This window comes from Streptomyces kaniharaensis (genome assembly GCF_009569385.1).
Taxonomy (GTDB): Bacteria; Actinomycetota; Actinomycetes; order Streptomycetales; family Streptomycetaceae; genus Kitasatospora; species Kitasatospora kaniharaensis.
Genome location: NZ_WBOF01000006.1, coordinates 36,377 through 58,589 on the forward strand (window position 1 = coordinate 36,377; position 22,213 = coordinate 58,589).

24 protein-coding genes are annotated in these 22,213 nt (G+C 73.7%); 11 read left to right on the plus strand and 13 right to left on the minus strand.

Annotated elements, in window-relative coordinates:
• Positions 1-88: 88 nt before the first annotated feature.
• Together F7Q99_RS37260 and F7Q99_RS37265 are read left to right on the plus strand one after the other, a co-directional pair.
• Positions 89-1,081 carry a phospholipase D-like domain-containing protein gene (locus tag F7Q99_RS37260; protein WP_153471063.1) on the plus strand — a complete coding sequence of 331 codons (993 nt, stop codon included), beginning with the start codon at positions 89-91 and terminating at the stop codon, positions 1,079-1,081.
• A gap of 56 nt (positions 1,082-1,137) precedes the next feature.
• Positions 1,138-2,022 carry an alkaline phosphatase family protein gene (locus F7Q99_RS37265; protein ID WP_153471066.1) on the plus strand — a complete coding sequence of 295 codons (885 nt, stop codon included), beginning with the start codon at positions 1,138-1,140 and terminating at the stop codon, positions 2,020-2,022.
• 7 nt (positions 2,023-2,029) lie between these two features.
• Here F7Q99_RS37265 and F7Q99_RS37270 read toward each other — a convergent pair whose 3' ends face one another.
• The gene (locus tag F7Q99_RS37270; protein WP_326847532.1) at positions 2,030-3,283 is read right to left on the minus strand and encodes an MFS transporter; all 1,254 of its coding nucleotides are present in this window, start codon (positions 3,281-3,283) and stop codon (positions 2,030-2,032) included.
• Positions 3,284-3,371: 88 nt separating this feature from the next.
• On the opposite strand from F7Q99_RS37270, the gene F7Q99_RS37275 reads away from it, so the two are divergent.
• Together F7Q99_RS37275 and F7Q99_RS37280 are read left to right on the plus strand one after the other, a co-directional pair.
• The gene (locus F7Q99_RS37275) at positions 3,372-3,893 is read left to right on the plus strand and encodes a MarR family winged helix-turn-helix transcriptional regulator (RefSeq protein ID WP_153471072.1); all 522 of its coding nucleotides are present in this window, start codon (positions 3,372-3,374) and stop codon (positions 3,891-3,893) included.
• A gap of 40 nt (positions 3,894-3,933) precedes the next feature.
• On the plus strand, positions 3,934-4,518 hold the full coding sequence (locus F7Q99_RS37280) for a hypothetical protein (protein ID WP_326847533.1): 585 nt from the start codon (positions 3,934-3,936) through the stop codon (positions 4,516-4,518).
• Between the two features lie 4 nt (positions 4,519-4,522).
• Here F7Q99_RS37280 and F7Q99_RS37285 read toward each other — a convergent pair whose 3' ends face one another.
• The 4 genes from F7Q99_RS37285 to F7Q99_RS37300 all read right to left on the minus strand — a co-directional run bounded on the left by F7Q99_RS37285 (position 4,523) and on the right by F7Q99_RS37300 (position 8,536).
• Complete coding sequence (locus tag F7Q99_RS37285) at positions 4,523-5,557, minus strand: TolB-like translocation protein (protein WP_153471075.1); 1,035 nt, start codon at positions 5,555-5,557, stop codon at positions 4,523-4,525.
• A gap of 135 nt (positions 5,558-5,692) precedes the next feature.
• Positions 5,693-7,108 carry an MFS transporter gene (locus tag F7Q99_RS37290; RefSeq protein ID WP_153471078.1) on the minus strand — a complete coding sequence of 472 codons (1,416 nt, stop codon included), beginning with the start codon at positions 7,106-7,108 and terminating at the stop codon, positions 5,693-5,695.
• Entirely contained in the window at positions 7,105-7,920 is an 816-nt protein-coding gene (locus F7Q99_RS37295) for a glycerophosphodiester phosphodiesterase (RefSeq protein WP_153471081.1), read from the minus strand. The genes F7Q99_RS37290 and F7Q99_RS37295 overlap by 4 nt, the downstream gene beginning before the upstream one ends.
• Positions 7,921-8,065: 145 nt before the next feature.
• Positions 8,066-8,536 (minus strand): nuclear transport factor 2 family protein, encoded by a 471-nt coding sequence (locus F7Q99_RS37300; RefSeq protein ID WP_153471083.1) that lies wholly within the window; start codon positions 8,534-8,536, stop codon positions 8,066-8,068.
• 96 nt (positions 8,537-8,632) lie between these two features.
• Between F7Q99_RS37300 and F7Q99_RS37305 the strand changes: the two genes are divergently transcribed.
• Positions 8,633-9,193, plus strand: coding sequence for a TetR/AcrR family transcriptional regulator (locus F7Q99_RS37305; protein ID WP_153471086.1), 561 nt, complete (start codon positions 8,633-8,635; stop codon positions 9,191-9,193).
• A gap of 137 nt (positions 9,194-9,330) precedes the next feature.
• A complete protein-coding gene (locus tag F7Q99_RS37310; RefSeq protein ID WP_153471088.1) occupies positions 9,331-9,477 on the plus strand; it encodes a hypothetical protein in 147 nt (48 codons plus the stop codon).
• Here the strand turns inward: F7Q99_RS37310 and F7Q99_RS37315 are convergent, their stop codons facing one another.
• The gene (locus F7Q99_RS37315; protein WP_153471091.1) at positions 9,478-10,731 is read right to left on the minus strand and encodes a DUF5685 family protein; all 1,254 of its coding nucleotides are present in this window, start codon (positions 10,729-10,731) and stop codon (positions 9,478-9,480) included.
• Positions 10,732-10,873: 142 nt separating this feature from the next.
• Between F7Q99_RS37315 and F7Q99_RS37320 the strand changes: the two genes are divergently transcribed.
• The 3 genes from F7Q99_RS37320 to F7Q99_RS37330 are packed head-to-tail and all read left to right on the plus strand — an operon-like array spanning position 10,874 to position 13,636.
• A complete protein-coding gene (locus F7Q99_RS37320) occupies positions 10,874-11,437 on the plus strand; it encodes a helix-turn-helix domain-containing protein (RefSeq protein ID WP_153471094.1) in 564 nt (187 codons plus the stop codon).
• Positions 11,434-12,921: an MFS transporter gene (locus F7Q99_RS37325; protein ID WP_326847534.1), complete on the plus strand. Its 1,488-nt coding sequence runs from the start codon at positions 11,434-11,436 to the stop codon at positions 12,919-12,921. Before F7Q99_RS37320 ends, F7Q99_RS37325 begins: the two co-directional genes overlap by 4 nt.
• A gap of 28 nt (positions 12,922-12,949) precedes the next feature.
• Positions 12,950-13,636 (plus strand): alpha/beta fold hydrolase, encoded by a 687-nt coding sequence (locus F7Q99_RS37330; RefSeq protein WP_153471098.1) that lies wholly within the window; start codon positions 12,950-12,952, stop codon positions 13,634-13,636.
• Positions 13,637-13,664: 28 nt separating this feature from the next.
• Here the strand turns inward: F7Q99_RS37330 and F7Q99_RS37335 are convergent, their stop codons facing one another.
• Positions 13,665-15,104 (minus strand): DUF2252 domain-containing protein, encoded by a 1,440-nt coding sequence (locus F7Q99_RS37335; RefSeq protein WP_153471443.1) that lies wholly within the window; start codon positions 15,102-15,104, stop codon positions 13,665-13,667.
• A 111-nt stretch (positions 15,105-15,215) separates the two neighbouring features.
• Here F7Q99_RS37335 and F7Q99_RS37340 point away from each other — a divergent pair, with 111 nt between their 5' ends.
• Positions 15,216-15,623, plus strand: a complete 408-nt coding sequence (locus F7Q99_RS37340) for a DUF2809 domain-containing protein (protein ID WP_326847535.1) — start codon at positions 15,216-15,218, stop codon at positions 15,621-15,623.
• Between the two features lie 7 nt (positions 15,624-15,630).
• On the opposite strand, the gene F7Q99_RS37345 is transcribed toward F7Q99_RS37340, so the two are convergent.
• Positions 15,631-16,413 (minus strand): SGNH/GDSL hydrolase family protein, encoded by a 783-nt coding sequence (locus tag F7Q99_RS37345; protein WP_153471101.1) that lies wholly within the window; start codon positions 16,411-16,413, stop codon positions 15,631-15,633.
• Positions 16,414-16,741: 328 nt separating this feature from the next.
• Between F7Q99_RS37345 and ddaH the strand changes: the two genes are divergently transcribed.
• Positions 16,742-17,569 carry a dimethylargininase gene (gene ddaH / locus F7Q99_RS37350; protein WP_153471104.1) on the plus strand — a complete coding sequence of 276 codons (828 nt, stop codon included), beginning with the start codon at positions 16,742-16,744 and terminating at the stop codon, positions 17,567-17,569.
• Here ddaH and F7Q99_RS37355 read toward each other — a convergent pair.
• From F7Q99_RS37355 to F7Q99_RS37375, 5 genes are all read right to left on the minus strand, one after another.
• Complete coding sequence (locus tag F7Q99_RS37355) at positions 17,556-18,194, minus strand: LutC/YkgG family protein (protein WP_326847536.1); 639 nt, start codon at positions 18,192-18,194, stop codon at positions 17,556-17,558. The genes ddaH and F7Q99_RS37355 overlap by 14 nt on opposite strands.
• The gene (locus F7Q99_RS37360; RefSeq protein ID WP_153471107.1) at positions 18,191-19,606 is read right to left on the minus strand and encodes a lactate utilization protein B; all 1,416 of its coding nucleotides are present in this window, start codon (positions 19,604-19,606) and stop codon (positions 18,191-18,193) included. Before F7Q99_RS37360 ends, F7Q99_RS37355 begins: the two co-directional genes overlap by 4 nt.
• Positions 19,603-20,364: a (Fe-S)-binding protein gene (locus F7Q99_RS37365; RefSeq protein ID WP_153471110.1), complete on the minus strand. Its 762-nt coding sequence runs from the start codon at positions 20,362-20,364 to the stop codon at positions 19,603-19,605. Before F7Q99_RS37365 ends, F7Q99_RS37360 begins: the two co-directional genes overlap by 4 nt.
• 74 nt (positions 20,365-20,438) lie before the next feature.
• Positions 20,439-21,623, minus strand: a complete 1,185-nt coding sequence (locus tag F7Q99_RS37370) for a globin domain-containing protein (RefSeq protein WP_153471113.1) — start codon at positions 21,621-21,623, stop codon at positions 20,439-20,441.
• A 75-nt stretch (positions 21,624-21,698) separates the two neighbouring features.
• A complete protein-coding gene (locus F7Q99_RS37375) occupies positions 21,699-22,142 on the minus strand; it encodes an RrF2 family transcriptional regulator (RefSeq protein ID WP_326847537.1) in 444 nt (147 codons plus the stop codon).
• Between the last annotated feature and the right edge of the window lie 71 nt (positions 22,143-22,213).

The following is a 22,213-nucleotide window of genomic DNA, read 5'->3' on the forward strand; positions in this document are numbered from 1 at the left end:
GGGGTCTACCCGCGTAAACCAGTGGGCTCCATCCTGGTTCAGCGCTCGTGCGCACTCCCAACCCCTCCCAGTGATCGTGGAGTTCCGCATGCCCCTGGCCCGAATCGCGCGCCGCACCGGCGCGTTGCTGCTGACCGCCGCCGTCCTGGTGCCGATATCCGGGACGGCCCAGGCCGCCAGCGTCGCCGGCACCTACTCGGCGGTCGTCTTCCCGGATCAGAGCCACAGCCTGGTGTACGACTTCATCAACTCCGCCGCCAAGTCGGTGGACGTGACGATGTACGAGCTGCGCGACACCGCCGCGGTGAACGCCCTGATCGGCCGTCAGCGCGCGGGCGTCAAGGTGCGGGTGATCCTGGACGGCCGGCACACCTCGGTCAACGGCGCCGCCTTCTCGGCGCTCAGGAACGCGGGCGCCGGGGTGACGTACTCCTCCTCGGCGTACGTCTACACCCACCAGAAGACCATCACCGTGGACGGCGTGAAGTCGCTCATCATGACGGGCAACCTGGACGCCACTTACTACGCGACCGGTCGCGACTTCGGCGTCTTCGACGCCGACGCCAACGACGTCGCCGCGATCGAGCGGGTCTTCGACGCCGACTACGCGAAGACCGCGATCACCCCGTCCGACGGCGACAACCTGGTGTGGTCGCCGACCGACTCGGAAAGGCGCCTGCTCGCCCTGATCAACGGCGCCCAGAAGTCCCTCGACCTGGAGCAGCTGGAGTTCGGCGACGCGAACCTGGTGGACGCCGTCGTCGCCGCCGCCGACCGCGGGGTCACCGTGCGCGTCGTCGGCATGAACCCCGACTACTACGGCAGCTACTTCGACCAGGTGACGACGGCCGGCGGCAGAATCGTCACCTACTCGACCACCACGAGCCTCTACATCCACGCCAAGACGATCGTGGCCGACTACGGCACGTCCTCGGCCAAGGTGTTCGCCGGTTCGGAGAACTTCTCCGACAACTCGCTGAACAACAACCGCGAGCTCGGCCTGATCACCACCGACGCGGGCGTCCTCACCACCCTCGAAGCCACCTTCGCCACCGACTTCGCCAACGGCCTGCCGTACTAGCCGCACCGAGCACCGAGACGCCGACCCCGGATCCCCGATTCCCCCGAGGACCTGTCATGCCTTCTCCCGCCAAGCCCCGCTCCCGCCGGACCGCCACCGCACTCGCCTCGGCGGCCGCCCTCGCCGCCACCTCCGTCGGCCTCTGGGCCGCCACCGCCCCCTCCGCCCAGGCCGCCGCGCTACCGGCGCCCGACCACGTCATCGTGGTCGTGATGGAGAACCACGCCTACAGCCAGGTGATCGGCAGCACCAGCGCCCCCTACATCAACTCCCTGGCGAGGGGCGGGGCCAACCTCACCCAGTCGTACGCCATCACCCACCCGAGCCAGCCGAACTACTACGCGCTGTTCTCCGGCTCGACCCAGGGCATCACCGACGACAGCTGCGTGACGGTCGGCGCGCTCCAGGCCCCGAACCTGGCCTCCGAACTGACCGCCGCCGGCAAGACCTGGGCCAGCTACAACGAGTCGCTGCCCTCCCAGGGCAGCACGGTGTGCAGCAGCGGGAACTACGCGCAGAAGCACAACCCGTGGTTCGGCTTCGGCAACGTCGCCCTCAACTCGGCCTACACCTTCGGCCAGTTCCCGACCGACTACAGCACCCTGCCGAAGGTGTCCTTCGTCGTGCCGAACCTGTGCAACGACATGCACGACTGCTCGGTCAAGACCGGCGACACCTGGCTGAAGAACAACCTCGGCGGCTACGCCACCTGGGCCGCCGCCCACAACAGCCTGCTGGTCGTCACCTTCGACGAGGACAACCGGCTGGCCGGCAACCGCATCCCGACCGTCCTGTACGGCGCCCACGTCGCCCCCGGGAGCAGCTCCGCCACCACCTACAACCACTACAACGTCCTGCGCACCCTGGAGGACCTGGCGGGCCTGACCACCCACGCGGGCAACGCCGCCACGGCCGCCGACATCACCGGCATCTGGAACTGACGCACCTTCACCGGACCCGGGACGGCGTCCGTCCCGGGTCCGGCACTTCTTCGGCGGCGCCCGAGCCGACCCGCCGCACGCCCGGCACCACCGCCGTGCCGCCGCAGGCCAGCGCGACCAGCGCCGCGGCGACGAGCAGCGGTGCGGCGCTGCCCCAGGCGTCGGCGGCCAGCGGGGCGAGGAGGTAGCCGAGCGGGGCCGCGGCGAGCGAGAGCAGCCAGTCGTACGAGCTGACCCGGGCCAGCACCCCGGCGGGGATCTCCTGCTGGACCACGGTCTGCCAGACCGGGTTGAGGAAACCGAGCCCGACCATGGCGACGGCGTGCGCGGCCACCGTGACCGGTGCCGGGGCGGCCGCGGCGAGGGCGAGCAGCGGCAGCGCGAACAGGGCCAGACCGAGGTTGGCGACCAGCACCGGGCGCCGCGGCCGGACGCGCCCGGCCAGCAGTGAGCCGACGAGCATGCCGACCGCGCCGGCCTGGGTCAGGACCACCCAGACGCCGTCCCCGCCGAGGCGCCGGGCGGCGATCAGCGGGCCGAGGGTGAGCAGGACGGCGTTGGCGCCGTTCCAGGCGGCGTGGCCGATCAGGCTGGTCCAGTACCAGGTGCGGGAGCGCACCTCGCCCCAGCCTTCGGCGAGGTCCCGGAGCAGCGAGCGGCGCTCGCCCGGCTGGTGGCGGACGGTGATCCGGGTGAGCAGGGCGGCGCTGAGCACGAAGGAGGCGCCGTCGAGCACGAACGCCCAGCCCGGTCCGGCGGTGAACACCAGGGTGCCGGCCAGCGCGGGGCCGCCGAGGCGGGCGGCGCTGCCCGCCGCGCCGAGCAGGGCGTTGGCCCGCATCCGCAGGCCGCCGTCGGCGGTGGTGGCGACGGTGGCCGCGACGAGCGGCGCGGCGGTGGGCATGGCGAAGGCGGAGGCGATGCCGCCGAGCGCCTCCGCGGCGGCGATGAGCGCGAGGCTGGGCCGTCCGCCGACGAGTTCGACGCCGACGAGCAGCTGCGCCGCGGCCCGGACGAGGTCGGTGGTGAGCGCCACGAGGCGCGGGTTGCAGCGGTCCCCGGCCACGCCGCCGAGCGGGAGCAGCAGCAGGCGGGGCACCATCGTGCAGCCGAGGACCAGGGCGAGGGCGCCGGAGGACCCGGTGGCCCGGGTGATGGCGATGGCGAGGGCGGCCGGGACGACGGCGTCGCCGAGGGTGGAGACGGTCCGGCCGATGAAGAGCAGCCGGAAATCACGGAGTCTGAGGGGGTGTCGGCTCACGGCCAGCACTGTATTTCGGCGCCGAAGTTTCGGCAACGAATATTTCGGTAGCGTCGAGGTGTCGTTGCCTCCCGCATAGACTGGCGCCATGGAAGAGCCCCCCGACCGGCGACCGGACCTGCCCCGCGACTGGACGGACGGCCATGTGGAGCGCTGGACGCCGGTGCTGCCCCACCTCGACCCGGACATCGAGGGCGCCGTCACCCGGATGAGCAAGCTCTCCCGGCACTTCCGCCAGGTCCGCGAACAGGGCGTGGCCGACTACGGCCTGCAGAAGCACGAGTTCGACACCCTCCACGAGCTCGCCGGCCGTGGGGGCCACGCCGCCCCGTCCGATCTGCGCGCCGACCTCGACCTGGCGCCCGCCTCCATCACCGGCCGGCTCGAAGCCCTCGAACGCCGCGGATTCGTCGTGCGCACCCCCTCCACCGAGGACCGCCGCAAGGTCGACGTCGAACTCACCGAGGCCGGCCGCGCCGCCTGGCGGGAGGCGCTGGACGTGGTCGGCCGCGAGGAGCACCGCCTGCTCGGGGTGCTGACACCCCGCGAGCGCCACACGCTCGCCGACCTGCTGCGCAAGGTCCTGCTGGCCCAGGAGGCCGGCGACTGACGGCTCGACGCACGGACCGGCCGCCTGGTAAGCATGGGCCGTGCGCTTCGACTCCGTTCCGATGCCGCCGGCCGTCGAGGCCCGGCCCCGCGACGTCCGCGGCTACCCCGTCCCGGCGATCACCCCGTGGCAGGGCGACGAGCCGCAGTTCGCGCTGACCGACTACGAGCGCAGCGCGAACTGCGCGCTGGAGCGCCGCTGTTCGGTGTGCGACACGCTGATGCCGCAGGGCCCGGTGTGGCGGGTGGTCGGCGCGGCGGAGAGCGCGGCGATCGCCGAGGCACTGGCGGCCGGGCGGCCGTACCGCAACCTCGCGCCCACGATGGAGGGGCCCGGCCACCGCGCCTGCATGCTGTACGCCGCGATGGTCTGCCCCTACCTGGCCCGGCCCAACGCCCGCCGGCGCATCACCGCCGACGGCGCCCCGGACGAGCTGACGTCCGCCGTCGTGCGGGGCACCGCCCGCGGCGGCACGGGGGCGGTGGTCGGGTTCGGTGACTACGAGTACGCCGTCACCGGCACGCGGGTGCTCTTCCGCTTCCTCGACGTGGTCGAGTACCTGCCGCACGAGCACGCGGACGCGCATCTCGCCGAGCTGCGCGCCGAGTTGGACCGGCGCCGGTAGCGGCTCACGGCCGGTAGGCCGCCAGGCCCTTGAACGTGGAGACCGGGGTCGGGGCGGCGGAGCCGTCGGCGGGCACGGTGCTGATCCCCTCCGGGGTGCGCACGGCGATCGTCCTGCCGTCCGGGGACCACGCCGGCTCGGTGTAGTCGGTGGTCGCCGAGGGCGTGAGGTCCTTCTCGGCCTTGCTCATGCCGTCGGTGCTGCGGGTGAACAGGTGGTCGTGCCCGTTCACGGCGCGGACGAAGACGATCTGCTCGCCGTCGGGGGAGAGCGCGGGCTCCGAGCCCTTGCCCATGTCCCGGGTCGAGGCCCGGAGGTAGTCGTCGTAGATGAAGACCTCACCGGCGGGCGTGTTGGCGTACGCGATCTCGCCGCGCTTGCCGCCGGCGTTCGACCAGGTGTTGCCGGTCTCGGGCGGCTGCGGGATGCTGCTGGAGTCGCCGCCCTCCGAGCGGTGCGGCGTCAGCACCTCGGGGGTGCCGTTGGTGGCCTTCGCGGAGACCTTCTCCAGGCGCAGGACGTTGTTCTTGGACGCGGCGAACACGATGGTGTTGAACCGCTCCAGGAAGCCGGGAGTGTCGGTGACGCTCGCGCTCTTCTCCGCGTGCTGCCAGGTCGGGTGCGACCAGGTCTCCCCGCCCGGGTTCTTCGCGACCGTCACCTTGCCGCTGCCGTCCGGGTTGGCGGTGACGAGGTCGCCGTTGCCGTTGACGAACGCGGCCTTCTTGCCGTCCGGCGACCAGGCGAGGTCGCGGACGACCGTTCCGAAGTCGACCGTGGTGCCGTTCATCACCACGGTCTGGGTGCCGGTGCTGATCGTCAGGTGGTTGGCCGCGCTGGTGCCGTTGGTCTCCTTGCCCCCGTTGCCGCCCGTTCCGCCCGTCCCGCCGCTCTTGCCGGGTGCGGCCGTGCCCGGGGCGGTGGTCGCCGCGGGTTCGTTGCCGGAGTCGTTCGGGCCACAGGCCGAGACCAGGACGGTGCCGGCGGTGGTCATCAGGGCGATCGCGGCGACGGTGCCGAAGCTGTTGCGAACGGACATTTCTTTCAGGCCCCCCATGTGTGCTGCTCGTTTCACAGAGGAGCCTCCCAGCAGCGGGTCCGCGTCAGGTCGACGGGACGTCACAGCTGTGGAACAGCGCGGCTCCGAGGGAACTCGGAGCCGCGCTGCCGGTCGTCACAGGCGGTCGGGGACCGGGTTGCCGACGGCCTCGACGGCGCGGCGGACGGGCACCTTCGCCAGCACGGCGAAGCCGATGACGAAGAAGATCAGCAACGAGATGATCGCCGAGCGGTAGCTGCCGGTGACCTGGTACGCGAGGCCGAAGACCAGCGGGCCCATCCAACTGGTGCCGCGGTCGCTGACCTTGTAGACGCTGAAGTACTCGGCCTCGCGGCCGGCCGGGATGAGGTGGGAGAACAGCGAGCGGGAGAGCGCCTGGCTGCCGCCGAGCACCAGGCCGATCATGCAGGCCAGGGCGTAGAACCAGGCGGGCTGGTGGGCGGGCATGAAGTAGCCCAGGGCGAGGGTGATCACCCAGCCGACGAGCGAGCCGAGGACGGTCCGCTTGGCGCCGTACCGGCGGGCGATGCGGCCGAGGAGCAGCGCGCCGCCGATCGCCACGATCTGGACCAGCAGGACGGCGGCGACCAGCGAGGTCTGGTCCATGCCGAGTTCCTCGCTGCCGTACAGGGAGGCCTGCGAGACGACGGTCTGGATGCCGTCGTTGTAGCAGAGGAAGGCGCCCAGGAAGAGCAGGGTGAGCGGGTAGCGGCGCATGCCGCGCAGGGTGCGGGCGAGTTCGCGCAGGCTGCCGGCGGCGGGCCGGTCGGGCTCGGTGGCGCCGGGCTCCGTGTGGGGCTCGGTGACGGCGGGGTCGGTGCGAACGGGCGCCGCGCCGGCGCGGGACGGCAGCCGGAGCAGCGGGACGACGGTGAACAGCGCCCACCACAGTCCGGCCGAGGCGAGACAGATCCGCACGGCGGTGCCGGAGGACAGGCCGAGCCCGTCGTGGCCCTCGAACAGGGCCAGGTTGGCGATCAGCAGCAGGCCGCCGCCCGCGTAGCCGTAGGCCCAGCCCTTGGAGGAGACCGAGTCGCGCTCGTCGGGGGAGGCCAGGCCCGGCAGGTAGGCGTAGGAGAGCGCGACCGAGACCGCGTAGGCGATGTTGGCGACCACCAGCAGTGCGCCGCCGAGCAGGTAGCGGTCGCCGTCGAGGAAGAACATCCCCATCGTGGCGATCGAGCCGACGTACGCGAAGCCGCACATCAGCTCCTTGTGCCGTCCGGTGCGGTCCGCGACCGTACCGGCCAGCAGCATCGCCCCGACCGAGATCAGCACGGAGAAGGAGACGGTGTACGGGAAGAACGACCCCGCGCGGATCGAGAGGCCCAGCGGGTGCACGTCGCCGGCCGCGTCGGCGGCGTTCTTGGCGATCGACGTCAGGTACGGCCCGAGGAACACCGTCAGGACGGTGGCCGAGAAGGCGGCGTTGGCCCAGTCGTTGACGTACCAGCCGAACTGCATCCGGCGCAGGGCGCGGTCGTCGGTGGCGGCCGCCGGGTGGGCCGGCAGATCGGTCGCGGTCTTCATGAAGTTCCTATCCCCGTGCCGGAGCCGCGGCTGCCGTCGTTCCAGCACCCGCGCTCGCCCAGGACGTCCCGCAGGACGTCGATGCGATCGGCCATGATGCCATCCACACCCAGGTCGAGGAGAGCCCTGATCCGTGTGGGATCGTCCACAGTCCAGACGTGGACCTGCAGGCCGAGGCGGTGGGCGGTGCGCACGAACGCCCGGTCGACCACCCGGATCCCGCGGTGCCGCTCCGGCACCTGCGCGCACACCCCGGCCCACGGCGCCCCGCGCCCGGCGAGCAGCGGCCCGGCCAGCGAGCGCAGCCGCAGCCGTGCCACCTCGCGCGGGCCGAGCGAGGTGGCCAGCCGGGGGCCGGCGGCGGCGCGGACCGCGGCCAGGCGGGTGTCGGAGAAGCCGCCGACGCAGACCCGGTCCCAGGCGCCGGTCCGGCGGATCGCCTCGACCAGCGGCCGGACGGCCGGGGCCGCCTTGACGTCGATGTTGAAGCGGGCCTGCGGGAACGCGCCGAGCAGGTCCTCCAGCAGCGGGATGGGCTCGGTGCCGCCGATCCGGGCCTGACGGACCGTGTCCCAGGGCAGCTCGGCGACGGTTCCGGCCCGGTCGGTGACCCGGTCGAGGCGGGTGTCGTGGAAGGCCACCAGCACGCCGTCGGCGGTGGCGTGCACGTCCGTCTCCAGATAGCGGTAGCCGAGGGCGACGGCGGCCTCGAACGCGGCGAGCGAGTTCTCGGGGTGACCGAGATCGCCGCCCCGGTGCGCGAAGGCGAGGGGCCCTCGATGGTCGAGGAAGGGGTGCATCTCGGATGGCATGCGTGACAGTATTACGTATCCTGTCAAGTGGTAACGATCGGTGCACCGCCTGCTACGCGATCATCGTTCGGGTGCGGGACCGGCGCAGTAGCGCGGCGGCCGCGACCGCCGCACCGCCGTCCCGGTCCCGTCGGCTGAACGTGGCTCAGAGGCCGAGCTCGCTCAGCCCGGGGTGGTCGTCGGGGCGGCGGCCGAGGGGCCAGTGGAAGAGGCGCTCGCGCTCGGCGATCGGCAGGTCGTTGATGGAGGCGTGGCGGTGGGCCATCAGGCCGTCCGCGTCGAACTCCCAGTTCTCGTTGCCGTACGAGCGGTACCACTGGCCGGAGTCGTCGCGCCACTCGTAGGCGAAGCGCACGGCGATGCGGTGGCCGTCGTGCGCCCAGAGTTCCTTGATCAGGCGGTACTCCAGTTCGCGGCGCCACTTGCGGGCGAGGAAGGCGGTGATCTCCTCGCGTCCGGTGACGAACTCGGCGCGGTTGCGCCACCGGCTGTCGGGCGTGTACGCGAGGGTGACCCGCTGCGGGTCGCGGGTGTTCCAGCCGTCCTCGGCGGCCCGGACCTTCTGCCGGGCGGTCTCCTCGGTGAACGGGGGCAGCGGCGGGCGTTGTGCGGACATGCGGGTCTCCTTGAGTCGGCGCATGGTGAGAACGAGCGTTCTCACCTCCTCGGCTACCATAGGAGAACCATCGTTCTCACGTAAAGGGCAGGGCAGATGGACCACGACGCCACCCGGACCGGCATCCTCGACGCGGCCGAGGACCTGTTCTACGGGCAGGGCATCCAGGCGGTCGGCATGGACGCCGTGCGGGCCGCCTCCGGCGTCACGCTGCGCCGCCTCTACCAGTACTTCCCGTCCAAGGGCGACCTCGTCGAGGCCTACCTGCTGCGCCGGGACGAATGCTGGCGCGCGGACCTCGCGGACTACGTCGCCGGTGCCGCCGACGAACCGCGCGAGCAACTCCTCGCCGTCTTCGACTGGCTCGCCCTCTGGTTCGCCCAACCCACCTTCCGGGGCTGCGCGTTCGTCAACTCCTTCGGTGAGCTGGGGGCGAGCTCGCCCGCCGTCGCCGCGGCCGCCCGGCACCACAAGGACGAGTTCGCCGGCTATCTCGCACGCCTCGCCGCGGCCGCGGGTGCCACGCCCGCGACCGCCGCCCACCTGACGCTCCTCGCCGAGGGGGCCATCACCGCCGCGGCCATCCGCGGCGACGCCGCCCCTGCCGCCGAGGCGCGCGAGGCCGCCGGGGTGCTGCTCGCGGCCGCCCTGCGGTAGCCCGGGCGGGCGCGGGGGAGCCGGCTGGACGTCAGGCCGCACATGCACGTGGGCGCCCCCGAATCGGGGGCGCCCACCAGGCCGTTGACGGCGGCGTGTTTATCGGTCGTTGATCGTCCGCGCCTAGCGTCGCAGGCATGGACGAGCGAGTGATCGACGGATCGGGGGCACGGATGCCCGAGGGGCGGATGAGTCAGGAGGACACCGAGCGGTTCCGGCAGTTGCTGGCGGGGCTGGAGAACTCGCTGGCGGCGGACCGGGAGGTGGTGCGCCGGGACGGGTGATCAGCAGTCGCAGCCGCAGTCGCACCCGTCACAACAGTCACACCCGTCGCAGCAGTCGCAGTCGCACCCGTCGCAGCAACTGCAGTCGCAGTTGCCGCAGTCACAGTCGCAGTCGTGCCGCTCGCAGAAGCCCTTGCGGCGCTGCCGGCTGAACGGGTCGTTGTGCTCGCAGCACAGCAGCTGGCACGTGCAGGCCATCAGCGCCCACACCGCGCAGCCTGCCAGCAGGTTGCGCGGGTGCGGCGGCTTCGGGCCGATCGGCCCGAAGCCGGGGCCCTGCGGTACCCACGGGGGGATCGGCGCCTGGTTCGGGTGCTGGCCGGGGTCCTGGCGCGGGGGCGCGTCGTGGGGGTGGTCGCCGGACGGGGTGTGGGTGCGGCAGGTGGCGGCATGGCCGGCCGGGCCGAAGACCCGCTCGACGGCGCGCTCGGTCTCGTGCGCGAGCAGGACGTGGACGAGGGCCCGGTCGGTGAGTTCGACCTCGCGCAGGGCGAGCCGGATGCCGTGGACGGCGTCGCGGCAGAGGCGTTCGGCCTCGGCGCGGTCGGTGCCGGTGGCGGTGAGCGGGTTCCAGGCGCCGCTCTCGGCGTCGGCGGCCTGGTCCTCGGCGGCGTCGAGGAGGTGGGCGAGCCGGCCGAACAGCCGTCCGGCCTCGGCGAGCGGGGCGGCGTTGCCGGGGCGTCCGGCGAGCACGGCGGTGTGGGCGAAGGCGGCCGAGGTGGCGCTCTCGGTCGGTTCGGTGACCAGCAGGACGGAGCCGCCGAGCGGCAGCGAGCGCTCCAACTCGCCCTGGCGGGAGGCGGCGTCGAGCAGCACGGCGGTGTCGAAGCCGACCGTCGAGGCGCTGCCGGCGCTCTGCCGGTCCCAGCGCCGGGTGACCGCCCGGGCCCCGGCGGCGACCGGGCGACGGGCGAAGACGCCGTCGCGGTCCTCGACGTGGTCGCGGATCTTGACGGAGGCGAGGGCGAGCGAGACGGCGGCGGCGAGCCGGGCGCCCTCGCCCTTGGCGACGGAGGCGGTGCGCATGCCGCGCAGCGGGCAGGGCCCGGCGGTGCGCCGCCAGGAGGCGTCGTCCCGGGCGCTCTGGGCCTCGACCAGCACGGAGATGATCAGGCCGTCGTAGTTGGTGGCGGTGCGGGCGAGCTGCCCGTGGTCGTCGCGCAGCGCGAGGCAGAGCCCGCACAGGTGCGCCATCCACGAGGTCTGCAAGCGCTCCGACAGCCGGTGCTTGCACGGTCTGATGATGCCGAACATGATCCCCCTCGCCTGTGCGGGCCGCTGACCAGCCCCGATTCGCCGCACATCATATGATCACCGGCCCTTTCGGGCCGAGGGGTCGGCGAGCAGTCGTGCACGACTCGGGGAGAGATCCCGAATCCGGGATAGCATCGCGAATATGGGAATCGAGATGGCCGTGGACGAGCGGCTTGCCGGCAGGCTCGCGGAGCTCCGGGTCGAACGCGGATGGACGCTTGAGGAGTTGGCGCGGCGCGCGGACGTCAGCCGCTCCACGCTCTCCCGGGTCGAGCGGGCCGAGGTCAGCCCGACCGCCGCACTGCTCGGCCGGCTCTGCGCCGTGTACGGGCGGACGATGTCCCGGCTGCTCGCCGAGGTCGAGTCCGCTCCCGCGCGGCTGGTCCGGGCCGGGGACCAGCGGGTCTGGCGGGACGAGGTGAGCGGGTTCGTCCGCCGCTCGGTGTCGCCGCCGCACAACTCCTTGCGGGCCGAGATCATCGAGGGCCGGCTCCCGGCCGGCGCGGACATCGCCTACGACCGGCCGTGCGTGCCTGGCCTGGAGCACCATCTCTGGGTGCTGGAGGGCGAGTTGGAGCTGACCGTGGACGGCGAGCCGAACCGGCTCGGCCCCGGCGACTGCCTGCGCTACGTCGCCGCGACCAGCCGCTTCCGCAGCCTCGGCCCGGGCGAGGCCCGCTACGCACTGGTGGTGGTCGAGCCGTGAGGCCGAGCACGTCGGGCATATCCGCGGCGCCCCGCGAGCGCTTCGACGCCGCCGGGCGCCGCGTCCTGCTGGTCTGTGTCGCGGGCGGGTTCACCACGCTGCTCGACCAGTCCGTCCTCAACACCTCCATCCCCGCGCTGCGCGAGGGCCTGCACGCCCAGCCCGCCCACCTGCAGTGGATCGTCGCCGGGTACTCGCTCGCCTTCGGCCTGGCGCTGATCCCCGGCGGACGGCTCGGCGACGTCAAGGGCCGCAAGTGGTTCTTCGTCACCGGCCTCGCGCTGTTCACCCTGGTCAGCGTGGTCTCCGCGACCGCCACCGACCCTGGGGTGCTGATCGCCGCCCGGTTGCTCCAGGGTGCGGGCGCCGGGCTCGTCAACTCCCAGATGATCGGCACCCTCCAGGACGTCTTCGACGGCCAGTTGCGGGCCCGCGCACTCGGCCTGTACGCCGTGACGGGCGGACTCGCCTTCGCCCTCGGCCCGCCGGTCGGCGGCGCGGTGCTGGCGGCCGTCGGCCCCGAGCAGGGCTGGCGGCTGACCTTCCTGCTCAACGTGCCGTTCGGCCTGGCGACCGTCGCGCTGGCGGTGCGTCACCTGCCCCGGCCGCGCCCGAGCGCGCGGCACGCCGACCTCGACCTGGTCGGCCTGCTGCTGGTCGGCGCGCTCACCCTCGCGCTGATGCTGCCGTTCGTCCAGCCGCCCGCCTGGACCGGGTGGCTCGCCTTCGCGGCCGTCGCCGCCCTGCTGCTCGGCGGGCTCGTCTGGTGGCAGCGCCGCTACGCGCGCCGGGGCGGCCACCCGCTGATCCACCCCGCGCTCACCCGCTCCGCGCCGTACGCGCTCGGCACCGCGACCGCGATGGCCCAGTTCGGCTCCTCCCTCGCCGCAGGCCTGGTGCTGACGATGTTCCTGCAGGACGGCCTCGGCCTCTCCCCGATGGGCGCGGCGCTGGTGGCACTGCCCTCGGCGGTCGCCATGGGTGTCGCCTCCGCGCTCGCCTGGCGGGTGGTGCGGCGCTTCGGCCGGCGGACCGTCACGGCGGCCATGACCGGCTCGGCGCTGGTGATGCTGACCAGCGGGCTGGTCGCGCACTGGGCCCCGGCCGCCGTCCTGCCGTGGCTGCTGGCACTGCTGCAACTGCTCGGCGGCGCCTCGGTGGGCCTGATGGGCGCCACCAACCAGGCGTACGTGCTGCGCCACGCGCCCGCGGAGGCGGCCGGGGTGAGCGGGGCGATCCTGCAGATGGCGCAGCGGATCGCGGCGGCGGTCGGCGTCTCGGCGCTGTCCGGGGTCTACCTGCGGGCGACGGCCGGGGGCGGCGGGCACCGCTCGGCGTACCTGTACGCGAGCCTGGTGTGCGCGGCACTGGCGGGGCTTGCTGTGCTCGCCTCGGTGGGCGCTGGCCGGGCGACGCCGCAGGAGACGCCGGGGGACGCGAGCGGGAGCGAGGCCGTGAGCCGAGGGCGAACAGCCGTCCGCTGACCGGCCGGTGGGGCGTACGGTGATCGCCATGACGGACGTTCGGATCGTGGACCTGCCCGGCGTGGCGATCGCCTACCGCGAGAGCGGCCCGCCCGACGGCCCGCCGCTGGTCCTGCTGCACGCCCTCGGCGAGCGCGCCGCCGACTGGGACGGCGTCCTGCCCGCTCTCGCGCCGCGGCACCGCGTGTACGCGCTCGACCTGCGCGGCCACGGCGACAGCGGGCGCACCGAGCACTACGGCGTGGAGGCGATGCGGGACGACGTGCTCGCCTTCCTCGACGCGCTCGGGCTCGCCCGCGTCGACCTGGTCGGCCACTCGCTGGGCGGCGTCGTCGCCTACCTGCTCGCGCAGGCCCGGCCGGAGCGGGTCGGCCGGCTGGTACTGGAGGACATCCCGGCGCCCTACCCGCGCCCGGCGAGCGCGGTGCCGGACGGGCCGGACGAGCCGGTGGACTTCGATTGGGCGGTGGTCCGCCCCCTGAAGGCCCAGGTGGACACCCCTGACCCGGCCTGGCGGGAGGGCCTGGCGGCCGTCACCGCCCCCACCCTGCTGGTGGCGGGCGGCCCGACGAGCCACGTCCCGCAGGACCGGATTGCCGAACTCGCCCGCCTGATCCCCGACTGCCGCACGGTCACCATCGACGCCGGCCACCTGGTGCACAGCGCCCGGCCCGCCGAGTACGTCGCCGCGGTGGCGCCGTTCCTGTCGAGCTGACCCAGGGCCCGAGGCCGGTGTCGGAGCGTCAGACGCCCGGCTCGGACGGCAGCCGGCCGCTGCGCACGGCCGCGACCAGGTCGGCGTGGTCGGCCTCCGTCCGGTCCGCGTAGGCGACCGCGAAGGCGGCGATCGCGTCGTCCAGCGCCTCGCCCTTGCCGCAGTAGCCGGCCAGCAGGCCCGGGTCGGCGGTGTGCGCGTGCGCGCGGGCCAGCAGGGCGCCGGTGATCCGGGCGTGGTCGTCCAGCTGGCCGGGCAGCAGCGCGGCCGGGTCGACGCTGCCCTTGCGGTTGCGGAACTGCCGCACCTGGTACGGGCGTCCGTTCACGCTGGTCCAGCCGAGCAGGGTGTCGCTGACCACCTGCATGTGCTTCTGGCCGAGCACCACCCGGCGGCCCTCGTGGTTCACCGAAGGGTCCTCCGGTGCCGGCACCGGATACCCCGCGCGGGCCAGGTGCGGCAGCAGCACGGACGGGCGGGCCTCCTTGACCTGGAGCACCAGCGGCTGGTCCCGGTGGTCGGTGAGCAGCACGACGTACGAGCGCGTGCCGACGCTGCCGGTGCCGACCACCCGGAACGCCACGTCCTGCACCTGGTAGCGGGAGAGCAAAGTGCGCACCTCCGTGGGCACCGTGGCCGTGTACGGGCCGAGCGACCGGGCCACGGCCGCGGCGAGCGGGTACGGCAGCTCGGTGAGCACCGGGCGCGTGGAGACGAAGCGCCAACTGCCGTCCGCCTCCCGGACGGTGCTCTTGGCGGCGAATCTGGCACTGGTGTTGCCGAGCGCCTTGGCACCCACCTTCCGCAGCACGTCGGCGAGGTCGTGCGCCTCGGCGAAGGTGACCAACCGCTCGTCGGCGACGGCGTTCCAGGCGTCCGCCGCGGGCAGCTTGGCGAGAGTGCGCAGGGTGCGGCGGTAGGAGCCGGCCGCGTCGGCGGCGGCCTCGCGGGCGTTGGCCTCGCAGGCTCCGGCCTCCCGCCCGGCCAGTACCAGGCTGGCGGCCAGCCGCTTGAGGTCCCACTCCCAGGGGCCGGGTACGGTCTCGTCGAAGTCGTTGATGTCCATGACGAGTTGGCCGCGGGCGTCGCCGTAGAGGCCGAAGTTGGCGGCGTGCGCGTCCCCGCACAGCTGGGCGGTCACCCCGGTGACCGGCGTGCCCGCGAGGTCGGCGGCCATCAGCCCGGCCGAGCCGCGCAGGAAGGCGAAGGGGGTGGCCGCCATCCGGCCGACCCGGATCGGCACCAGGTCGGGGATGCGGCCGGCGTTGGAGGTCTCGATCGCCTCGACGGCCGTCGGCCGGTCGGCGGCGGGCGTGAATCGGGCGTGCTCCTCGCGGGGCACCCGCCCGCGCAGCTCCTTGCCGTTCTCCCGGGCCCGGCCGTCGTGGCGCGGCGCGAACCCGTCCACGGAGAACCGCCGTTCCTCCCTTCCCGCGCTCGGATCGGCCTCGCTCACCGCATCGGTCAGCCGCGTCACAGCTCCCCGCCCGCCCTTCGTCGTCCCCCGCCCGCGACCTGTGCGAGCGGCTTGCAGGGGGAGTGACGTCCGAGCGGAGGCGGTGGTTCCTAGGATGGCGCGGTGACTGATCTTCGGGGGAGCCTGCGGGTGCGGGCGGTGGCGGTGGTGGCAGCGGTGCTGACGGTGGCGGCCGGGCTGGGCGTACGGGCCGTCGCCGGTGGGGAGTTCGCCAAGTGCGCGGGCGACGCCCTCTACACCGTGCTGGTCCACACCCTGGTGGTGCTCGTCGCGCCCCGGGTGCGCCCGGCCCGCGCCGCCGTGGTGGCGGCGGCGCTGAGCTGGGCGGTGGAGCTGTTCCAACTCACCGGTGTGCCGGACGACCTGGGCCGGCGCAGCACGCTCGCCCGGCTGGTCCTCGGCTCCACCTTCAACCCGCCCGACCTGTTCTGGTACCTGGTCGGGGCGGCACTGGCCTGGGCCGTGCACCGGGCGCTGCGGCCCGGTGCGGCCGCCGCACCCGTCTGCTGACGAAGCATCAGAGAGGCATCAGCTCGGGCCGCTTGGGCTCGACGTGGTCGCCCGAGGACTCGCCGCGCAGCCGCCGTCCGACCCACGGGAGCAGGTACTCGCGGGCCCACTGGATGTTCTCGCGCCGCTGGTCGGCGGCGGACAGCACCCGCGCGGCCGGCCACGGAGCCTCCGGGTCCTCCTCGGTGCGAAGCCCCAGCGAGCGGGCCGCCAGGAGGGCGACGCGCTGGTGCCCCTCGGGGGAGAGGTGCAGCCGGTCCTCGCTCCAGGCCCGGCGGTCCTGCACCGAGCGCAGCGACCACAGGTCGGCGACCTTGCAGCCGTTGCGGTCGGCGACCGCCCGCATGTGTCCGTTGTAGGTGGCGATCTTGCCGCGCAGGTGCTTGAGCAGCGGCACGTCCTTGGTGTCGAAGCCGGTGCAGATGAGCACCGTCCCGGCAGAATCGGCGAGCCTGGCGACGGCCGACTCGAATCGTTCGGCCACCTCGTCCGGGTCGCTGCCCGGCCGCAGGATGTCGTTGCCGCCGGCGCAGAGGGTCACCAGGTCGGGCTGGAGCCGCTGGACCTGCGGCACCTGCTCGGCCGCGATCTGGTCCAGCAGCCGCCCGCGCACCGCGAGGTTGGCGTACCGGAACTCGCCCCGCGGCCGGCCCTGGGCGAGCATCCCGGCCAGGCGGTCGGCCCAGCCGAAGAAGGCGCCGTCGAGGCCGGGGTCGTTCAGGCCCTCGGTGAAGCTGTCGCCGAGGGCGACATAGGAACTGAGGTCAAGGGTCTCCTGGAGGTTCGGCATGAAGTAGATAGTTCACTGAATCAAGTGACCTACGCCACCGTAGGTGGCCCGTCCCCGGACGTGAGATCGGCCACGTGCCCTCCCGGCGCCCAGAGCGCCGGGTGCCCGAAAGCACAAGATTCCCACCCCCTTTCCGGACCCTGCGGCCCGCGCCGGTGGGCTTCGGCGCGGTCCGCTGGTAGCCCCCGGCAGCGCATCGTGCGCCGGGGCACGCGCTGGCTGCGCGGGGGCCTGCGTCCACCGGGGGCGCCCGTGCGGGTGTGCGAACGGCGCTTCCGGGGCAGCCGCGTAGAGCCCGAACACCCTTGCTGTTCAAGGACGGTTGAGTATGCCAACCCAGCTCCCGGAGCGCACCGCCCGGCCGCGGCGCTACCTGATGTGCCGGCCGACGCACTTCACCGTGGACTACGCGATCAATCCGTGGATGGATCCGGCGCAGCCCACCGACACCGCGCTCGCCGTCCGGCAGTGGGAGCGGCTGTACCGGCTGTACCGCCGCCTCGGCCACACCGTCGAGCTGATAGACCCGGTGCCGGGCCTGCCCGACATGGTGTACGCGGCGAACGGTGCGACCGTGCTGGACGGCCGGGCGCTGGTGGCCACCTTCCGCTACCCGGAGCGGACCGCCGAGTCCGCGGCCTACCAGGCGTGGTTCCGGGCCCGCGGCTACCGCGAGGTGCGCCGGGCAGGGCACGTCAACGAGGGCGAGGGCGACCACCTGGTGGCCGGCCGCCGGGTGCTCGCCGGGACGGGCTTTCGGACCTCGCGCGCCGCGCACGCCGAGGCGGGCGAGCTGTTCGGCGTCCCGGTGGTCACCCTGACCCTGGTCGACCCGCGCTTCTACCACCTGGACACCGCGCTGGCCGTGCTCGACGACGACCACGTCATGTACTACCCGGAGGCCTTCGACGCGGACAGCCGGGCCGTGCTGCGCACGCTCTACCCGGACGCGATCCTGGCCGACCGGGCCGACGCCGAGGTGTTCGGCCTGAACGCGGTCTCGGACGGCCGCCGGGTGCTGCTGCCGGAGGCGGCGAAGCACTTGGCCGGGCGGCTCGCCGAGTACGGCTACGAGCCGATCCCGGTGGACGTGTCCGAGCTGCTCAAGGGCGGTGGCGGGGCCAAGTGCTGCACGCTGGAGCTCAGGCCGGCGTGACGAGCACGACGTCGAGGGTGCGCGGGCCGTGCACGCCCTCCACCCGGTCGAGTTCGATGTCGCTGGTCGCGGACGGCCCGGAGATCCAGGTCTGCGGCCGAGCCGGGTCGAGGCGGGGCAGTGCGAGCGGCACGGACGCGACGACCTGTTCGGGCGCGCGGACGACGCACACGTGGTGGTCCGGGACGAGGGTCAGCAGCCGGCGGCCCTGTCCCGGGCCGGCGTCCAGCACGATCGTCCCGGTCTCGGCGATCGCGAGCGTGCAGCCGGTGACGACGCTGTCCACGCGGTCGAGGCGGGCGGCGGTGAGCGTGCCGTCGTCCGGCAGCAGCTCGGCGGTGGCGGCGTCGAGCCAGCCGGGCGGCAGGCCGGGCGGCACGGCGACCGTGCGGGTGCCGCGTGCCGTGAGCAACTCGGCGATGCGCTGCGGCAGTTCGGTGGTGGTGCAGCGGTGCACGCGGGCGCGGTAGTCGGCGAGGTTGCGGTGCAGCAGGTCGAGCAGCGCCGCCGGGTCGTCCGGGGCGTGGGCGGTGGCGTACGCGCGTGGCAGCGGCTGTTCGTCCGGCCGGGCGGGCTCGCCGAGTGCGGCGTGGATCCGGCCGAGGATCAAGTCCCTGGAGTTCACGGGCGGTTCTTCCTCCACCAGTCGCGGAACGGTTCGGCGGGCACCTCCGGCAGGTCCCGGGTGTCCGTCCAGGCCCGCCCGGGGCCGGGCAGGCGGCGGGGGTGCAGGGCGCGGGTCCGTCCGGCCAGCCGCTCGGCGGCGGTGAGCAGCGCCGGGTGGTCGAGCACGTACCCGGCGGCGGCGATCGCGGCCCGCTCCGCCGGGTGCCCGCCCTGCTCGGCGACCCGCTCGCGCAGGTGGACCAGCACCTCCGGGATGTCGATCGCCACCGGGCACACCTCGTAGCAGGCGCCGCAGAGCGAGGAGGCGTACGGCAGCGAGGCGTCCACCGGGCTCGCGGTGCCGCGTAGTTGGGGCGTCAGGATGGCGCCGATCGGGCCCGGGTACACCGAGCCGTACGCGTGGCCGCCGGCCCGCTCGTACACCGGGCAGACGTTGAGGCAGGCCGAGCAGCGGATGCAGCGCAGCGCCTGGCGGCCGACCTGGTCGGCGAGCGCGGCCGTGCGGCCGTTGTCGAGCAGGACGAGGTGGAACTCGGACGGGCCGTCGCCCTCCGTGGTGCCGGTCCACAGCGAGGTGTACGGGTTCATCCGTTCGGCGGTGGAGGAGCGGGGGAGCAGCTGGAGGAAGACCTCCAGGTCCCGCCAGGTGGGCACGACCTTCTCGATGCCGACCACGGAGATCAGGGCGCGGGGGAGGGTGAGGCACATCCAGCCGTTGCCCTCGGACTCGACGACGACCAGGGTGCCGGTCTCGGCCACCATGAAGTTGGCGCCGGAGATCGCGACTTGGGCGCGCAGGAACTTCTCGCGCAGGTGCAGCCGGGCCGCCTCGGCGAGTTCGGCGGGCGTGTCGGTGAGGCCCTCGGGCGCGGGACGGCCCCAGGCGGCCATCCGCTCGGCGAAGATCTCGCGGATCTCGGCCCGGTTGCGGTGGATCGCGGGCACCAGGATGTGCGAGGGCCGGTCGTCGCCCAACTGGACGATCAGTTCGGCGAGATCGGTCTCGTACGCGGTGATGCCCTCGGCGGCGAGCGCCTCGTTGAGCCCGATCTCCTGGGTGGCCATGGACTTGACCTTGACGACCTCCGTCTCACCGGTGGCGCGTACGAGCCCGGCGACGATCCGGTTGGCCTCCTCGGCGTCGGCCGCCCAGTGCACGGTGCCGCCGGCCGCCGTGACGGACTCCTCCAACTGCACCAGGTAGCGGTCGAGATGGCGCAGCGTGTGGTCCTTGATCGCCTTGCCGGCGGCGCGAAGCTCGGCCCAGTCGGAGAGTTCGGCGACGGCGCGGGCCCGCTTGTCGCGGATGGTGTGGGTGGCGTGCCGCAGGTTGGCCCGCAACTGCCCGTCCCGGACGGCCTCTGCGGCGGCCTGCGGGAAGGCGGGCATGCCGAGGAACGTGTCCGTCATGCCGGCCTCCAGGGGTCTTCCTCGGTGCTGGCGAGGATCTCGGCCAGGTGCAGCGGGCGCAGCGCCCCGCCCCGGCGGCGGAGCATGCCGCCGAGGTGCAGCAGGCACGAGTTGTCGGCGCCGCACAGGACTCGGGCGTCGGTCCGGAGCGCGTTGGCGATCTTGTCCTCGGCCATGGCCGCCGACACCGCCGCGTTCTTGACCGCGAAGGTGCCGCCGAAGCCGCAGCACTCCTCGGCCCCGGGCAGCTCCCGCAGCTCCAGCCCCCTGACGGCGTGAAGCAGCCGCAGCGGCCGGTTGCCGAGGCCGAGGACGCGCAGGCCGTGGCAGGACGGGTGGTAGGTGACGGCGTGCGGGAAGTACGCGCCGACGTCCTCGACGCCCAGCACGTCGGTGAGGAACTCGGTGAGCTCGTGCACCCGGGGCGTCAGGGCGAGGGCGGCGTCGGCGAGTTCGGTGCCCCGGCCCTCGGCGGCCGCCCTGGCGCCGATCCGGGGGTAGTTGTCGCGGACCATCGCCGCGCACGAGCCGGAGGGTGTCACGACGTGGTCGTATCCGGCGAAGGCGCGCGCCGTCCGGCGGACGAGCGGTTCGCAGGCCCGCCGGTAGCCGGTGTTGTACTGCGGCTGCCCGCAGCAGGTCTGCTCCGGCGGGAAGTCCACGTCCACGCCGAGCCGTTCCAGCAGCCGGACGGTGGCGACCGCCGTGGCGGGGAACAGCGCGTCGTTGACGCAGGTGGCGAACAGCGCGACCCGCATGGGCTCTCCTCTCGTCGGCGTGACCGGCCGGCCCGCCGTGATCGTACCGAGCGGACCGGCGTCGTCGAAGGATCTCAGGCGCCGAGCCAGAGGTCCGGCCCGAAGACCTCGTAGTGGATGTCCGCCGCCGGCACGCCCGCCGCCAGCAGTTGGCCGCGCACCGCGCGGAGGAAGGGCAGCGGCCCGCACAGGTAGGCGGTGGCGCCGGCTGGGATCCCGACGGTGGACAGGTCCACCAGCCCGGTGCGGTCGGCGGGCCAGTCGCCGAGCGGATGCTCGTAGAAGACGTGCGCGGTGGCGTTCGGCAGCTTGGCGGTGAGCTGGGCGAGGTCCGCGCGGAAGGCGTGCGAGAGCTGGTCGCGGTCGCCGTGCACGGAGACGACCTCGCGGGTGGAGCCGGTGTCGGCGAGGTGGGCGAGCATCGCGGTCATCGGGGTGTTGCCGATGCCGGCGGAGACGAGCAGCACCGGGCCGTCGCCGTGGGCGAGGGTGATGTCGCCGAGCGGGGGCGCGAGTTCGACGGTGTCGCCGGTGTCCAGGTGGTCGTGCAGGTGGCCGGAGACCTCGCCGCCCGCCTCGCGCTTGACGGTGAAGCGCAGCGCGCCGTCGGCGGCGCCGGAGAGGCTGTACTGGCGGATCTGCCGGGCGCCGTCGGGCAGTTCGGTGCGGACCGAGACGTACTGGCCGGGGCGGGAGGCGGGCACCGGGCGGCCGTCGGCGGGGCGGACCAGGTAGGTGGTGACGTCCTCGGTCTCCTGGTAGCGGGCGAGGACGGTGTACGGGCGCCAGAGGTCGGCCTGGTCGCCGTCCGGGCCGGCGGCCTCGGCGCGCAGCCGGTCCTCGACGGCGATGAGCGCGTTGGCCATCAGCCAGTAGACCTCGTCCCAGGCGGCGGCGACCTCGGGGGTGACGGCCTCGCCGAGCACGTCGACGATGGCGGCGAACAGGTGCTCGTGGACGATCCGGTACTGGTCGTTGCCGATGCCGACCGACACGTGCTTGTGGGCGATGCGGGCGAGCATCGCGTCCGGCCGCTGGTCGGGGTGGGCGATCAGGGCGCCGGCGAACGCGGCTATCGACCCGGCGAGCGCCTGCCGCTGGGTGCCGTTCGCCTGGTTGCCCCGGTTGAACAGGTCGCGCAGCAGCTCGGGGTGGGCGGCGAACAGCCGGTCGTAGAACCGCGGGGTGATGTCGCCGATGGCGGCGCCGACCACGGGCAGGGTGGCCTCGACGACCTCGGCGGACTTGGCGGACAGCATCAGGACTCGCTCCTAATTGGTATCTCAGATTCGCATTAAAGGTCGCACGCGGGGCGCGACCCCGGGGAGGGCGGATCAGTCGGCGGGTCTGGCGGAGAGGCCCAGCAGCACCGGGCCGGTCGGCGGGGCGACCAGGTCGTCGATGCAGAGCGGGTCGAGCGCGGCGAAGAAGGCCTCCTGCGCGCTCCGCAGCGCCCCGCGCAGCCGGCACGCGGCCCGCAGCGGGCACGGCGGGTCGTCCTCGCAGCCGACCACGTCGCCGACCCCCTCCAGCTTGCGCAGCAGGAGCCCGAGCGACCCGGTCCGCCCGGCGAACGTGAGCACCAGGCCACCGCCCCGCCCGCGCCGCGCCTCGACGACGCCGAGGTGCTGAAGCCGGCTGACCACCTTCGCCGCGTGGGTGTACGGCACGCCGACCGCCTCGGCCACCTCCCGGGTGGTCGGGTTGGCCTCCTCGTCGAGGACGGCCAGCCGCATGGCGATGCGGAGGGCGATGTCGGTGCTCTTCGTCAGCCTCACGTTCGACAGGCTAGCGAATGCGACTCGGGGACTCCAATTTCCTGCACACTCCGGCTTGCAACCCGTCCCGG